Raw genomic sequence first — 13,390 nt, 5'->3', positions numbered from 1 at the left:
TGATGCCCGGTCCCCATCGTCTCTGGTCAGACGCACCGGAACGGTGACCCGTTGCCGGGAGTGAAGCGGAACACCCTGGCGACGGTGTAACGATTCTGTTGTCACCCGGCGCTGACCGCGGGGAGGCGTGTCCGGCAGGCCGCGCGCGACGATGCGTCCGACCACGTTACGCCGGTCAGAACGGCGCCGGCTGCCCGCCCTTCGGCACCGGCAGGGCGCTGCCCTCGACGAACCGCGACCAGCTCATGCTCCACGCCGTCCACCCGTTGCCCGGGGCCAGCTGCCGTTCGGTGCCCTTCACCGTGATCGGATCACCGATCAGCGTCTTGCCGAACAGCCACCGACCGTCCGCCATCGACACGTTGACACAGCCGTGCGACACGTTCCGGCGGCCCTGCACCCCCTCCGACCACGGGGCCGCGTGGATGTACTCGCCGCCCCAGGTGAGCCGCTGGGCAAAGTCGATCTTCGTCACGTACTGGTTGTCCGGATCCGGCTCGTCCCGGGTGTCGAAGACGGTCGACTCCTTCTTCTCCATCACCACCATGGTGCCGCTGGAGGACGGGGTGCTCTTCTTGCCCAGGCTCACCGGCAGCGTGCGGACCACCGCGCCGTTCTCGGAGACGGTCATCCGCTTGGTCGCGTTGTCGACCGACATCTCGAACGCCCGGCCGATCTTGGCGGTGGCGCTCCGGTCGAGGTTGCCGTACTTCCCGTTGCTCAGCGGGATCCCGGCCAGCGCCAGCCGGACGGTGAGCGTGGTGCCGGTCTTCCAGTACTCCGGGGCGCGGTAGTAGGCCTGGGTGCCGTTGTCGACCCAGTGCCAGGCGCCCGGCTGCGGCGGGTCGGTCTGCACGAACATCCGCTTCTGCACCGCGGCCCGGTCCTTCTTCGGGATGCCGGGGGAGAACTCGGCGACCACGGGCATGGCCACGCCGTAGGTCTTGTCGCTGAACAGGTAGAGGCCGGAGCCGATCATGGACTTGGGCTTGGCCATCGTGGTGAACGTGCTGGTGCCCTGGTGGGGCGCGCCGTCCTTGCCGGTCCCGGTGACCGTGGCGGTGTACTTCGTGGCGTACTTCAGCGCGGCGGACGGCACCCAACTGGAGCCGTCGCGTCGCATCCGCCCGGCGACGGTGGCGCCGTCGGCGGTGGTGAGCACGACCTTCGACACCGTGCCCCCGCCCGGGATCCGGGCGCTGATCTCGCTGCTGACCGGTCGTCCGGTCGCCCCGTCGGCGGGGCTCACGGTCAGCGGCGGCGCCGCGTCGGCGGCGTCGCTCGGCGCGGCGCTGGGATCCGGTGCGCTCGACGAGACCCCGCCGACCTGCTGCTGGCCGGGCACGAACGCCGGCTTCTCCTCGTCGCCGCCGCACCCGGTCAGTGCCAGCGACGCCGTGAGGACCAGGGCGCCCACCATCGCCCCGGCCCGCGCGAACCTGCCCATGCCCACCCCTGTCGTAGCGTGCCTGGCGGACATCGTGCCCCATCGACGCCATCGGACCCGCCCCGGTACCGTGCCGGGCGGGTGTTTTGGGCATTTTTGCCGGTTAAGCTCGACCGAAGGGTGGAGCCCGGTATCGGATTGGGACCCGCCTCAGCGGGCATGCTAAGGTTCTTCCCGTTGTCAGCGAGCGCCGCTAGCTCAACTGGCAGAGCAGCGGACTCTTAATCCGCGGGTTCGGGGTTCGAGTCCCTGGCGGCGCACCAACGAGCAGGTCCCGATCTGATCATCAGGTCGGGACTTCTTCGTCTCCCGGGACGACCAGGAGCGACCGGTCCCCGACACAGCACGGGAATCGGCCCGCTCCGCCCCTACAGTCCCCACCATGAGGTGGACGGCGCGACTCGCGACAGCGCTCCCCGTACTGGTGACCGCCCTGGTGGCCGGGGCCGTGGGCGCCGCCGCGGCGCCCGCCGACGGCGGCCTCGGCCTGGCCCTGCGGCCGGGCGCGGCGGACTACCGCGCCGGCGACCAGGTCCGCCTGGACCTCAGCGTCACCAACGCCACCGGTGCGGCCTGCGCGCTGCCCACCCGCGCCGTCGGCACGGTCCAGGTGACCGGGGTACGCCGTGACGGGCGCGACGTCACGCCGGCGCTGGCCCGCAGCTTCCACGACGACGGCATCGGGGCCGCCGCGACCGCCGGCCTGACCACGGTGGAGCCCGGCGCGACCGGCACCGTCACCCTCACCGGCGTCCGCCTGCCCGGCGGCGACGTCGTGCTCCGCTCGGTGGCGGCCACCCCGGACGGCGGCGGCCTGGACACGCTCTGGCCGGTCGGCGCCCCCGGCCGGTACGAGGTCACGGCCGGCTACGTGACGGTCCCGATCACCGGCGCGACGAACCTCTGCCCGGGCGCGACGGCGCTGCGGACCGCGACCTTCACCGTCGGCGACGGGCCCGGCCCCGGCCGGCGCTGGCTCTGGCCGGTCCTCGGCGCGCTGCTGCTGGCGCTGCTCCTCGCCGCGCTGGTCGTCCTGCTCCTGCGCCGCCGCCGGCCGACCGCCGCCGCGGCGGTCCTGCTGCTCGTGGCGGTCGGCGCGCTGGTCGGCGGGTCCCGCCCGGCGCGGGCCGACTACTCGGTCGACCCGACCGCCGGCGTGCCGATCCCCGGCGTCGACTTCCAGGCCCTCGTCGACGGCTGCCTGGCCGGGTTCGCGCAGCCCGGCGGCGATCCGTCCGGCCTGCTGCCCCGGCTCACGGACAAGAAGAGCCCCCGGGTGCGGATCATCCCCACGCCGGGCGGCTCCGGCGCGTTCGAGACGCCGGAGAGCAGCGACGGCAAGGGGTCGTCCACGGTCACCTGGAACCCGACCTCCACCGACCCGTACGGCGACGGCGTGGCCCGGGACCCCTGCGCCGCGCTCTACCACGAGCTGAACCACGCCGACGACATCTCCCGGGGCGCGGTCCCGCAGGGCGACTGCGGGAGCACCAAGATCCGCACCGCCGAGGTGAAGGCCACGCTCGCGGAGAACCGCTACCGGGCGGCGAAGGGCCTGCCGCCGCGCCAGGAGTACGACGGGAAGCCACTGCCGAAGAGCCTCGACGAGTGCAAGAAGCCGGCGAGGAAGACACCCCCGCCGAAGGGGCCGGTCAAGCTCTGCGAGGACGGGGCGGACTGCGGCGGCAGCAACGGCGACCCGCACCTGGTCACCTTCGACCGGGTCGCCTACGACTTCCAGGCCGTCGGCGAGTTCACCCTCGTCGCCTCGACCGCCGGCGACCCGCTGGAGGTGCAGGTCCGGCAGGCGCCGATGGCCGGCACGCGGACCGCCTCGGTCAACTCCGCGGTCGCGTTCCGGCTCGGCGACCACCGGGTCGCGCTCACCCTCACCGACGGCGGCACCCGCGTGCACGTCGACGGCGCGCCGTCGGCCACGCCGCCGGAACGCACCGACCTGCCCGGCGGCGGCAGCCTCACCCGCCGCCCGTCCGACACCGGCCCCACCGACGGGTACGACCTGGCGTGGCCGGACGGATCCGCCGCCGCGGTGGACCAGATCGGCAGCTACGGCTACCGGGTGCTGGTCCGGCTCGCCGACGGCCGGGCCGGGAAGGTGCGCGGCCTGCTCGGTGACTTCGACGGCGACCCCGCCGACGACATCGCGCCCGCCTCCGGTGCCCCGCTGACCCAGCCGGTGCCGTTCGGGAAGCTCTACCCCGTGTACGCGGACAGCTGGCGGATCACCGCCGACCGCTCGCTGTTCCCCTACGCCGACGGCGAGAACACCGCCACCTTCACCGACCGGGCCTTCCCCGAGCGGGAGGTGACCGTCGGCGACCTCGACCCGGCCCGCCGCGCGTCCGCCGAGCAGGTCTGCCGCTGGGCCGGCATCACCTCACCGGCGCAGCTCGCCGAGTGCGTCTTCGACGTCGCCGTCAGCGGGCGACCCGAGTTCGCCGTGGCCGGCGCCACCACCGAGCGGGTCGTCCCGCCGGCCGGCACGCCCATCGCCGCCGTGCCCGTCGCCACCGCCAGCCTGACCCCCGGCGGCGAGCCGCTGACGTTCCCCGGCCGCGCCGGCGACGCCGTCTTCGTCGACGTCACCGCGCCCGGCATGGCCGACCGCTGCTCGCCGTACCTGCTCGTCGACCCGGACGGGCGGGAGATCGCGAGCGGCTGCGTCATCAGAGGCGTCGGGTACGTCGACCGCGTCGACCTCACCACCGCCGGCACGTACGCACTGCGCGTCGCCGCCGCCCCCGGCGACACCGGCCGCGCCGCCGTACGGGTCTACGCCGCGAAGGACATCGGCGGCACGCTGCAACCCAACGGCCCGGCGGTGACCGCCTCGATCGCGCAGCCCGGCGCCCGGGCCCGCTACCGGTTCACCGGCGGCAAGGGGGAGCGGGTCTACGTCGAGGTGCCCGAGAGCACGCTGACCGACCAGTGCTCGCCGCTGGAACTGCGCGACGCCGACGGGCAACTGCTGCGCAGCGGCTGCGTGATCAACGGTGTCGGCGAGGTCGACGGCACCGTCCTGCCCGCCGACGGCACGTACACCGTGGTCGTCGACCCGGTGGAACGCGGCACCGGCACCGCCACCCTGCGCCTGGTCACCGGCCGCGACCGGAACGCGACGACCGCGCTCGGCGGACCGCCGGTGGTCGCCGTCGTGGACCGGCCCGGCGCGGTCACCGGCTACCGGTTCACCGCCCCGGCCGGCGCCTCGGTGACGGTGACCGCCACCGCTGCCACCCTGCCCGACCAGTGCGGCGTGCTGGTGCTGCGCGCCCCGGACGGCGGCACGCTCGCCACCGGCTGCGTGATCAACGGGGCCGGCGACATCGCGTCGACAGTGCTGCCGTCCGCCGGCACGTACACGCTGCTGGTCGACCCGTCCGGGGCCGCGACGGGGCAGGTCACGCTGGCGCTGCGGTGAGGCCACCCCTGCCGTTCGGGGGCGGCGCGGGGGCGTGCTAACGTCTCGTCCCGTTGTCGGTGAGCGCCGCTAGCTCAACTGGCAGAGCAGCGGACTCTTAATCCGCGGGTTCGGGGTTCGAGTCCCTGGCGGCGCACCAACGATCAAGGCCCTGACCTGGTGGTTCACACCGGGTCGGGGCCTTTTTCGCGTACGCCGAGAGTGGGTGGTGGCTCGGTGGGTGCTCGGGAGCCGTTGGACCGGGCCGGTGTTGCCCGGACTGAACGCGGGTCTCGTGTACGTCCGGCGCGCACCGCTGGTTCTTTTCGGGCTTGATGGGGCCGGGCGTGTCCGGGGCGCGTCAGGCCAGAGCTTCCGGGGCGCGCCGCCGCCACCACGCGCTGAAGAGGGTGACCACGTGCGTCTTGATCTCGTCCGTGATGATTTCGTGCCCGTCGCCCATGAGCGGCCGGACGGCGTGCTTGTAGACCTCTGGGTGGTGTTCGACCGAGGGGCAGGTGAAGATGGCCAGCATCCTCAGGACGCGCAGGGTGTCTGTTCCGAGGAGGGGAAAGTGAGCCTCCAGCAGCCTCGCCAGGGCTGACCACACCTTGTCCACGACAAGGCGGATGACGGCGTCGGTCACCAGCCGGGGCAGCCCCGAATCGAACCGCCGCGACAACGCGCCGGTGATGAACTGCTTGGCGGTATACGTCAGCAGTTCGACTGTCTTGTTGATCTTTTCGATCAACTGGATCAGGGCCACCAGCAGGCCGCACCACGTGTGATCAGCCAGGCGCTTCTTGACCTCCCTGGCGTCAGCCTTGTTCCGGACGAGGCTGTCTATGCCGGCTGAGATCTCGTCCCACGGGTTCTCCATGACCTGGTGGGCAAGGGTGTCCATCCGGCCAAGGTCTGATGACATCGATGTTGGCTCAACATCGCGTGGCAGTCGGCCGTTGATTCTGGTTCGGCCGTCGGCGGCCCACAGGTAGTCGGTGATGTCCAGGCGTGCGAGGTCAAAGTAGATTTCCCGGTTGTGGGCGTTGAACTTCTGGCGTCCGGATCGTCTGTCTTCCTCCACCTTCTCCTTGAGTTCACGCCGCCGGTCGTCGCGCTTCTCTGGCCGGTCGGCGGCCAGAGATATCCATCCTTGCCAGCCGTGTTGTGAGCCCCCGCAGCCAGAGCATGTGCAGCCCGGCCTCTGGGCGTTTGCGCAGTTGGCTCTGTGGGTGTTGGTCATCATCCGCAAGTCGCCGCCCGGTCGTTTGCGCTCAATGTGACTAGCCAGTGACTCTATGTCAGGCAACGATGGATGCCAATGGATGTGTGACTGGGTCGGGGCAGCTCGACTCGAGGCCTCCACCTTCTGCGGGCGTTCTGCCTGGTGGGAGCCTATAGATCTGCTTCATCTGCTGGGCTGCGACGGATTATTGATAGACGGCTCTTCCCTCATCTGCATCACTCGCTTCCGTCCCAGGCCGGCGACCAAGGCTCGGGCTGGACAGGTCATGGGCTCCGGAGCCTGCGCTGATCCCAGGAGGGGACACGCTGAGGGCTCATCGTGGGTCTTCCGGATGTCACCCCGAGCGTCGACTCTGGTTGGGCTGTCGACTCGACCGTCATTGACTTGATGTGATGGCGCGGATGCGTTGTGCTGTCAGGTGGTCGTCGTCCGATCGGAGGTGATCGTGGCCGCGCAGGTGGATCCCGAGTGGTGGAGTTCGGGGCTGTGGAACGGCCGACCGGTCAGCGAGTTTCTTCAGCGACGCGACATCACTGTGGTCTTCCGCTTTCTTCACGCCCGGGGCGTGTCCTACGGCAGGATCGCGGCTCTCGTTGGCCTCTCGCCCCACCGCGCTACTGAGATCGCTAAGGGCGTCCGGCAGGTCACGGCGTACGAGGTGCTGGAGCGGATCGCCGTGGGCCTTCACATTCCGCGTCCGGCCATGGGGCTCGGCCGCGACGGGGACAGCACTATGCCGCGGGACGTCAGCATCGAGACCGTGGCCGGTGAAGCGGATCGATCGCCTGCCCGTATGGGGAGCAACGAGGCCGGAGGTCTGGTCAGACTCCGTCTGGGACTGGACGAGGCTCTGGCGGCGTCGAGTGTCGCCCCTCGGCAGCTTGAGCTGATCGAGCAAAGCGCTGGCGAGCATCTGCGGGTCTATCCCTCGGCTTCGCCACAGACGATGCTGGCGCTGCTGGCCGCCGACTGCCGAGAGGTGCAGATGCTGTCGCTTCGGCGCCAGCCGGCGGCGGTCCAGGCCCGGCTGTCCGGGGTGGCGGCGCTGCTGGCGACGATGTGCGCTGACGCGTTGATGAGGCTTGGGGATGTTGCCGAGGCTCGACGGTGGTACGGCACAGCGATCCACGCGGCGGACGACGGCGGGGAGGCTCGGTTCAGGGTGCTCGTGCGCGCCCAGGCGGCGATGCTGCCGTACTACTTCGGGGATCCCGCCCAGACCGTCGCTCTGGCTGATGCGGCTCTGGCGGTCACCCCGGCCGCATCGTCGTCGGGTGCCCTGGCGGCTGCGGGCAGGGCGCGTGCCCTGGCCAGAATCGGTGCCACCGAGCAGGCGCGGTCGGCCGTCGATCAGGCACGCCGGCTGTTCGATCAGGCTGGCGACGAGGACACCGACGTGGCGTTCAGGTTTCCGGCGAAGCGGCTGCTGTTCTACCTCTCCGGTGCGTACACCTGGCTCGGTGACACGGTGGAGGCGTACCGGGTCCAGGACGAGGCGTTGCGGCTCTACGGCACGGCTCCGGCCGTGCCGATCGATGCGGCGCTCATTGCCCTGGACCGGTCGATGTGCCTCGCGCGGGATCGGCGGGTGACCGAGGCACTGGTAACCGCGCGTGACGCCGTCGCGGACCTGCCCGAGACGCAGCGGACGGAGATCATCCTGACCCGGGCCAGCGACGTGACCACGGCGATTCCTGGAGAGAGCCAGCGGGGTGAGGTCGCCACCTTGACGGACTACCTACGGGCCTGCCGCGAGCGCGCCCGTAGGCTTGGGACCACAGCCGCACTCGGTCCCTAGGAGCCCCATGTTCGTCGAGGCGCGCACTCGGCCGGTGCTCGCCGAGGTATGTCGTCTCCTCGGCTACCCCGACTCGGACGCGGCTCTGCTGCGGCACCACACCAACGCCGTCTACGCCGTCGGGGACGTCGTCATCAAGATCGCCCCTGGCGACCAGGACCTGAACCGGGTGCGCGCGATGGTGGCCGTGGTCGACTGGCTGGTGGACCGAGAGTTCCCCACGGTCGGCCTTCACCCGGGCCTGTCCCAGCCGTTGGAGGTGGGCGGGCACGCCGTCACTGTCTGGCAGCGTCTGGACCCCGCACACGACCATCCCATCACCGTCTCCGAACTCGGAAGCCTTCTCCGGGATCTGCATTCCCTGCCTGTTCCGCAGCTGCCATTGCCCGTGCTGCGGCCGATCCATGGCATCGAGCTATCCGTGACCCGTTCGGAGATCCTGAACGGCAAGGAACAGGATCTGCTGCTGGGCCGGCTCGAGACGCTGGCCGCCGGCTGGGAGGCGATGCGGTTTCCCCGTGGCACGAGCCTGATCCAGTCAGATCCGCAGATCCGCAACGCGCTCCGGCGTTTCGACGGCACGCCCGTACTCGCCGACTGGGACGGCGCCGCCCTTGGGCCCCGCGAGTGGGACATCGCCACGGTCGCTGTCCACTGCCGCCGGTTCGATCCGCCCGGTCCCGAGGCGTTCGCCGGCTTCACCGCTGCCTACGGCTGGGATGCCACCTGCTGGCCGGGGTTCGAGGAGCTGTGCCAGCTTCGCGAATTGCAGATGATCGCCACCAACGCCCGCAAGTCCCGGCCCGGAACCGACGCCGCCGACGAGGTGCACCACCGGATTGCAGGACTTGTCCACGGCGGGCCGGAACTCCGCCGCTGGCACATCCTCTGAGATGAGTCTCGTAGAGACGGGGTAGTACCGCCTGTCCTCCTCGCATCGGTCGGGGCCGACCAGAGTGATGCCCACCGTGGCCCACCACGCTGGGTCTGTCTCGGGCCCGTGCCGCCCGCGATCGTGGACGTCAGGAACACGTCGGCGGAACGATCCAGGACCATCCTGATCCCATGGCGCCGGCGGGTCAGCGGCAATGTCACGCCAGGGAGAACCAGATGGACGTGTCGATCGGCGACAGGTCGGAATGCGACCCGACGCACCGGCAAGTGCTCGCGCCGGGCATTCCGTCGACCGTACGGGTGACTCCCCGTTCGCGTACCGCCAGCGAGGCTGTGTGGGCGGGTGACCGGCGGTTTGCTCCCCACCGCACTCAGGCGGCGGACCCGAGCGGAGACCGGCCATGACCGTTTACCTCTCGCGCAACGCGACGATGGGCGACCCGCCAAGAGGCCGCCCGGCAGCGGCTCAAGCGGTGCGACCGGCGTCGGTTGATCCGCCGCTGTTGACGTACGTCTGGCAGATCGTGTTCGAGCGGCAGACGCGGAAGCGTGAGGCTCGATGAGCAGCGACCGGGGCTTCTACGCGGAGATCGGTCCGCCTGTGCCCCTGGTGCATCTACGGTTGCATCCGCTGGCGCTGCCGGGGTGGTCGGGATGACGACCACCGACGAGCACTGCCGGCCGCACGTGCCGATGCGGCCGCTGTGGCTGTGCCGACGGTGCGGCCAACCGTGGCCCTGCGGCGCGGCGAAGATCGTGCTCCTGGCCGAGTACCAGAACGCATCGGTGAGCCTCTTCCTATACCTGGCCGGTTGCCTGCACAAGGCGATCGACGATCTGCACCGGCTCAACCCGAGCGTGACCGGCTCCGCTGGGGACATGTACGACCGGTTCCTCGGTTGGCCCGCCCGGCACACCCGCTCCTACCGACTTACCGCCGAGACTCCTCACCATGAGGAGTAACCGTCATGAGCCGGATTGGCGTCATCGATGTGCCACCGCAGACGGTCGGGTGAGATCCTGTGCCCACCCCCGCGCCGACATCGGTTGAGGACACATGCGCACTACCACGATCGGCAACGTGAAGGTCCTACTCCCGGACCTCGAACGGGGCGACCTCGACACCACCAGGGTCCTGGCCGACGGCCTCAGCGAGGCCCTCGTCGAAGGCGCCGTGTGGCCTGGGGCGCACATCGAGGACGTCAGCATCCGCAGCAGCATGATCACCGGTTCGGACCTGAGCGGGAGCGCCTGGGAGGCGGGCGGCCTGTACGGCTGCGAGATCACCCGCACCGACCTCTCCGGATCGGTCCTGACCGGCATCACCATCGAACGGTGCGCGATCACCGGCTCCCGGTTCACCGGCACCAGACTCACCGACGTACGCCTCAAGGACGTCCTGTTCGACGGCTGCCGCTTCGACTACGCCACCTTCCACCGCGTCGCCGCCGCCGGCTCGGTCGCCTTCTCCGAGTGCACTCTCACGAACGGCGCGTGGTCTTCCTGCCGGCTACCCCACATCGCACTGCGGTCATGTGACCTCGCCGGTCTGGAACTGGACTCCTGTCAGCTCGACGGGACCGACCTTCGGGGCAGCCGCCTCCACGACCTCAAGACGCCGCTGGACAACCTGCGCGGCGTCACCGTCGGCGAGGACCAGCTTCCTGACCTCACCCGGCTGACCGTCGCCGCCCTCGACCTCACCGTGCGCAACGACTGAAGCCGAGGAGGCCCTGTGCGCGCTGAAGCCACTGGCAGCCCGAAAACGATCCTCGTCTGCGTCCGGGGCAACTCCGGCTCGGGCAAGAGCAGCATCGCCCGGGAGTTGCGCCGCCGGCACGGCCGGGGCTGCGCCCTGGTCGAGCAGGACTACCTGCGCCGCATCGTGCTGAGGGAACGGGACAAGCCCGGCGGCGCGGCGCCGGCGTTGATCGAGCAGACCGTACGGTTCGCGCTGGACCACGGCTACCACGTCGTGCTGGAGGGCATCCTGCACACCGGCCGGCACCGGAGCATGCTCACGGCGCTACGGGACGGCCACCGGGGGCGGTCGCTGTTCTGCTACCTCGACGTGTCCCTGCCCGAGACCCTGCGCCGGCACCTCACCCGGCCGCAGGCCGGTGAGTTCACCGCCGAGCAGATGCGCGGCTGGTACGCCGCCCATGACGTCCTGGGCTGGCCCGACGAACTCGTCCTACCCGGGACCACCGGACTTGACGAGGCGGTCGAGGTCATCGCCGTTGCCGCCGGGCTGCCCCAGACCGGACGCGACGACGACCTGCTACCGAACCTTCCGTCCCCGTAGAGCAGCTCGGACGGCTACCGATGAGGCCGTTGCGACGCACCGTGACAACGGCGCCCTGGGCAGGTCAGTCGACCCGGAGTGAGCGGGCGATCGCGTCGGCGTCGGCCGGGTCGTCGGCGACCGCGATGACGACCACTCGCTGGTCGGCGACCACCACCACCCGCCGCGTCCGGCCGTCCGGCAACACGTCCCCGCCCCGGCGTACGGGGTGGCCGGCCGCGTCGCCCTGGTCGGTGGCGATCGCCGCCACGGGGTCGCGGGCGAGATCCCTGGAACGCCGAATCTCCGCGTAGTCGACGCGGGGTGCCGGCGTCAGCGAGCAGCCGGCGACGATGTCGAGGTCGACGACGTAGGTGTCCCGGACCGGCGTGCCGCACTTCACGGCGTTACGCGGCCACTCCGCCGGCACCGAGATCCGTACGCCCTCGCTGGCGACCTCCTGCTTGCCGGATGGGTCGTCGCCGGGCGCAGTAGCGAGCCCGCAGGCGCCGAGGCCGGACACCGCCGCCACCGCGACGGCGACGATCGGCGGGCTCTTGCGGCCGGTCAGGTCGTGGTTCATGCTCGGCCCTTCTTCGGGTGCCCGCCAGCAACGCGGACCGGGATGGGCCGCAGCATGCTATTCGAACATCCGGCGGGGACGGCCGGGCCTCGCGCGGAAGTCGCAGCGGACCTCCGCCGGCGACCCGGACCGTCACCAGGACGTCGGACGGTGGAGGTCGCGGGCCGGTTGGTACCCGCCGAGAACGGCCAGGCCGTCCGCCTCGGTGTAGCCGCGTCCCCAGCCCTTGAGGAACGCCTCGACCACGCACGGCTCGACTCGCATCTCCAGCACGTCGCTGCCCTGCCGGCGCGCCCGGTAGGGCCCGGCGGCGAGGTCGCCGGCCCTCGACCCGTTGCCCGGGGCGGGTTGGGCCCGGACCGTCAGCCAGCGGCCAGATTCGTCCCCTACGACGAGGGAACCTTCGACGAAGCGATCCCGCTTCGACCGGCCGAGCGTGACCGAGCACGCCAGCAGACGTGCTTCGGCCGGCAGTGACTGCAGCCGGAACGGCACGACGCAGCGGTGGGCGCCGTCGAACCGGACCCGGCTCGCCGCGCCCGTCGCCGCGTCGCGGCCGGCCGCGTAGATGTCGAGCTGGGCCCAGAGGCCGTCGACCGGCTGCCACCGGACGAACCACAGCTGGCGGTCGCCGGACGGGTCGTACCAGGCCACTCCCGGGCGGCCCGCGACGCTCACGTCCGTCCGTGGCTGGGGTCGTCCCGCCGACGACAGCGTCTGCTGCAGCCCGTCCAGCGTCGCGGCGCTGCGGGCCAGCGCGAACCGGGCGTGACCGGTCCGGCCCCGGAACTCGACGCTCTCGACGCCGCGTCCCGCGCTCCACGTGGCGTACTCCGCATCCTCGACCAGGGTGGGGGCCGCGAAGTGCACCACACCGGGGTCGGCGCCGACCACCTCGGGACGCGCGACGGCGCCGGGCTGACCAGGCGCGTCCGGCAGGGCCAGCGCCGCGGGAGTCAGCGGCGCGGCATCCGGTGCCCTGCCGGTGGGCGCCACCATGACCACTGCGGCGAGCGCGGCGCAGGCCGCCGCCGCGCCTCCGGCGATCAGACCGCGCCGGCGCAGTCGCAGGTGACGACCGCGGCGGCGGGCGTGCTCCACGATCGGCGTCGGATCGACGTCGCCGCCCGCCCGGTGCTGGAGCATCGCGGCAAGGCGCTGATCGAGGTCGGTGGACATCACATTCCTCCCGTCCGTGCGGGGGCGGGCGTGTCCTGGCGCTTCCGCAGCGCCTGGAGGGCCCGCCTGGCGTGCGTGCGCACCGTGCCGGTCGAACATCGCAGGATCTCGGCGATCGCCGCGTCGTCGAGATCCTCGTAGTAGCGCAGCACGATCACGGTGCGCTGCTTCGTCGGCAGGTCACGGACGAGCCGCCACAACGCGTCGCGTTCCACGACACCGGCGGCCTCGTCCGCCCCGCCGGCCCGATCGATCGCCGCGGCGGTGGAGATCTCCCGCCTGCTCCCTCGGCGCCACCACGAGCGATTCGCGTTGACCAGCATCCGGTGGACGTACGCGTCGGGTTGATCCGTCCGGGAGATGCGCCCCCAGTGGGCGTACGCCTTCGCGAGGACGTCCTGGACCAGGTCCTCGGCACGGTGCTCGTCACCGGTCAGCAACCGGGCGAGCCGCACCAGCGCCGCGGTGCGCGCGAACGCGTACTCCTCGAACGTCACGCCCTATTAACGCCGGAGGTCGGCCGTCCCGTAGACAGACA

At 71.3% G+C, this 13,390-nt stretch carries 12 protein-coding genes and 2 tRNA genes; 9 read left to right on the top strand and 5 right to left on the bottom strand.

Annotated features, from left to right (window positions below):
* Positions 1-175 precede the first annotated feature (175 nt).
* Positions 176-1,447, bottom strand: a complete 1,272-nt coding sequence (locus CO540_RS13155; RefSeq protein WP_099162258.1) for an Ig-like domain-containing protein — start codon at positions 1,445-1,447, stop codon at positions 176-178.
* Positions 1,448-1,634: 187 nt separating this feature from the next.
* On the opposite strand from CO540_RS13155, the gene CO540_RS13150 reads away from it, so the two are divergent.
* The 3 genes from CO540_RS13150 (at position 1,635) to CO540_RS13140 (ending at position 5,028) form a co-directional block, all read left to right on the top strand.
* Positions 1,635-1,710, top strand: a tRNA-Lys gene (locus CO540_RS13150).
* Positions 1,711-1,829: 119 nt separating this feature from the next.
* Positions 1,830-4,889 (top strand): VWD domain-containing protein, encoded by a 3,060-nt coding sequence (locus CO540_RS13145; RefSeq protein WP_099162257.1) that lies wholly within the window; start codon positions 1,830-1,832, stop codon positions 4,887-4,889.
* Between the two features lie 63 nt (positions 4,890-4,952).
* Positions 4,953-5,028 (top strand) — tRNA-Lys (locus tag CO540_RS13140).
* 201 nt (positions 5,029-5,229) lie between these two features.
* On the opposite strand, the gene CO540_RS13135 is transcribed toward CO540_RS13140, so the two are convergent.
* Positions 5,230-6,114 carry a hypothetical protein gene (locus CO540_RS13135; RefSeq protein WP_099162256.1) on the bottom strand — a complete coding sequence of 295 codons (885 nt, stop codon included), beginning with the start codon at positions 6,112-6,114 and terminating at the stop codon, positions 5,230-5,232.
* Between the two features lie 439 nt (positions 6,115-6,553).
* Between CO540_RS13135 and CO540_RS13130 the strand changes: the two genes are divergently transcribed.
* From CO540_RS13130 to CO540_RS13110, 6 genes are all read left to right on the top strand, one after another.
* The gene (locus CO540_RS13130) at positions 6,554-7,912 is read left to right on the top strand and encodes a hypothetical protein (RefSeq protein ID WP_371682299.1); all 1,359 of its coding nucleotides are present in this window, start codon (positions 6,554-6,556) and stop codon (positions 7,910-7,912) included.
* Between the two features lie 7 nt (positions 7,913-7,919).
* Positions 7,920-8,804 carry a phosphotransferase gene (locus tag CO540_RS13125; protein WP_099162254.1) on the top strand — a complete coding sequence of 295 codons (885 nt, stop codon included), beginning with the start codon at positions 7,920-7,922 and terminating at the stop codon, positions 8,802-8,804.
* Positions 8,805-9,207: 403 nt separating this feature from the next.
* Positions 9,208-9,369 carry a multiple cyclophane-containing RiPP AmcA gene (gene amcA / locus CO540_RS31195; protein WP_371682281.1) on the top strand — a complete coding sequence of 54 codons (162 nt, stop codon included), beginning with the start codon at positions 9,208-9,210 and terminating at the stop codon, positions 9,367-9,369.
* 91 nt (positions 9,370-9,460) lie between these two features.
* Entirely contained in the window at positions 9,461-9,769 is a 309-nt protein-coding gene (locus tag CO540_RS13120; RefSeq protein ID WP_099164738.1) for a hypothetical protein, read from the top strand.
* 94 nt (positions 9,770-9,863) lie between these two features.
* Positions 9,864-10,526: a pentapeptide repeat-containing protein gene (locus tag CO540_RS13115; RefSeq protein WP_099162253.1), complete on the top strand. Its 663-nt coding sequence runs from the start codon at positions 9,864-9,866 to the stop codon at positions 10,524-10,526.
* A 15-nt stretch (positions 10,527-10,541) separates the two neighbouring features.
* Entirely contained in the window at positions 10,542-11,111 is a 570-nt protein-coding gene (locus CO540_RS13110; protein WP_099162252.1) for a kinase, read from the top strand.
* A 64-nt stretch (positions 11,112-11,175) separates the two neighbouring features.
* On the opposite strand, the gene CO540_RS13105 is transcribed toward CO540_RS13110, so the two are convergent.
* The 3 genes from CO540_RS13105 to CO540_RS13095 form a co-directional block, all read right to left on the bottom strand.
* Positions 11,176-11,673 carry a hypothetical protein gene (locus CO540_RS13105; RefSeq protein ID WP_099162251.1) on the bottom strand — a complete coding sequence of 166 codons (498 nt, stop codon included), beginning with the start codon at positions 11,671-11,673 and terminating at the stop codon, positions 11,176-11,178.
* Positions 11,674-11,805: 132 nt separating this feature from the next.
* Entirely contained in the window at positions 11,806-12,852 is a 1,047-nt protein-coding gene (locus tag CO540_RS13100; protein WP_099162250.1) for a hypothetical protein, read from the bottom strand.
* The gene (locus tag CO540_RS13095; protein ID WP_099162249.1) at positions 12,852-13,349 is read right to left on the bottom strand and encodes a SigE family RNA polymerase sigma factor; all 498 of its coding nucleotides are present in this window, start codon (positions 13,347-13,349) and stop codon (positions 12,852-12,854) included. The genes CO540_RS13100 and CO540_RS13095 overlap by 1 nt, the downstream gene beginning before the upstream one ends.
* Between the last annotated feature and the right edge of the window lie 41 nt (positions 13,350-13,390).

The sequence above is a fragment of the Micromonospora sp. WMMA2032 genome (genome assembly GCF_002688545.1).
Lineage (GTDB): Bacteria > Actinomycetota > Actinomycetes > Mycobacteriales > Micromonosporaceae > Micromonospora > Micromonospora sediminicola.
Note: the sequence above shows the minus strand (reverse complement) of the source record. Positions and strands in the feature narration are given on the sequence as shown.

What these genes read in the sequence shown, in the direction of transcription:
- CO540_RS13125 (WP_099162254.1), top strand. Translation starts at nt 7,920, where the DNA reads ATGTTCGTCGAGGCGCGCACTCGGCCGGTGCTCGCCGAGGTATGTCGT.
- CO540_RS13135 (WP_099162256.1), bottom strand. Translation starts at nt 6,114, where the DNA reads ATGATGACCAACACCCACAGAGCCAACTGCGCAAACGCCCAGAGGCCG.
- CO540_RS13120 (WP_099164738.1), top strand. Translation starts at nt 9,461, where the DNA reads ATGACGACCACCGACGAGCACTGCCGGCCGCACGTGCCGATGCGGCCG.
- CO540_RS13155 (WP_099162258.1), bottom strand. Translation starts at nt 1,447, where the DNA reads ATGGGCAGGTTCGCGCGGGCCGGGGCGATGGTGGGCGCCCTGGTCCTC.
- CO540_RS13100 (WP_099162250.1), bottom strand. Translation starts at nt 12,852, where the DNA reads ATGTCCACCGACCTCGATCAGCGCCTTGCCGCGATGCTCCAGCACCGG.
- CO540_RS13115 (WP_099162253.1), top strand. Translation starts at nt 9,864, where the DNA reads ATGCGCACTACCACGATCGGCAACGTGAAGGTCCTACTCCCGGACCTC.
- CO540_RS13105 (WP_099162251.1), bottom strand. Translation starts at nt 11,673, where the DNA reads ATGAACCACGACCTGACCGGCCGCAAGAGCCCGCCGATCGTCGCCGTC.
- amcA (WP_371682281.1), top strand. Translation starts at nt 9,208, where the DNA reads ATGACCGTTTACCTCTCGCGCAACGCGACGATGGGCGACCCGCCAAGA.
- CO540_RS13145 (WP_099162257.1), top strand. Translation starts at nt 1,830, where the DNA reads ATGAGGTGGACGGCGCGACTCGCGACAGCGCTCCCCGTACTGGTGACC.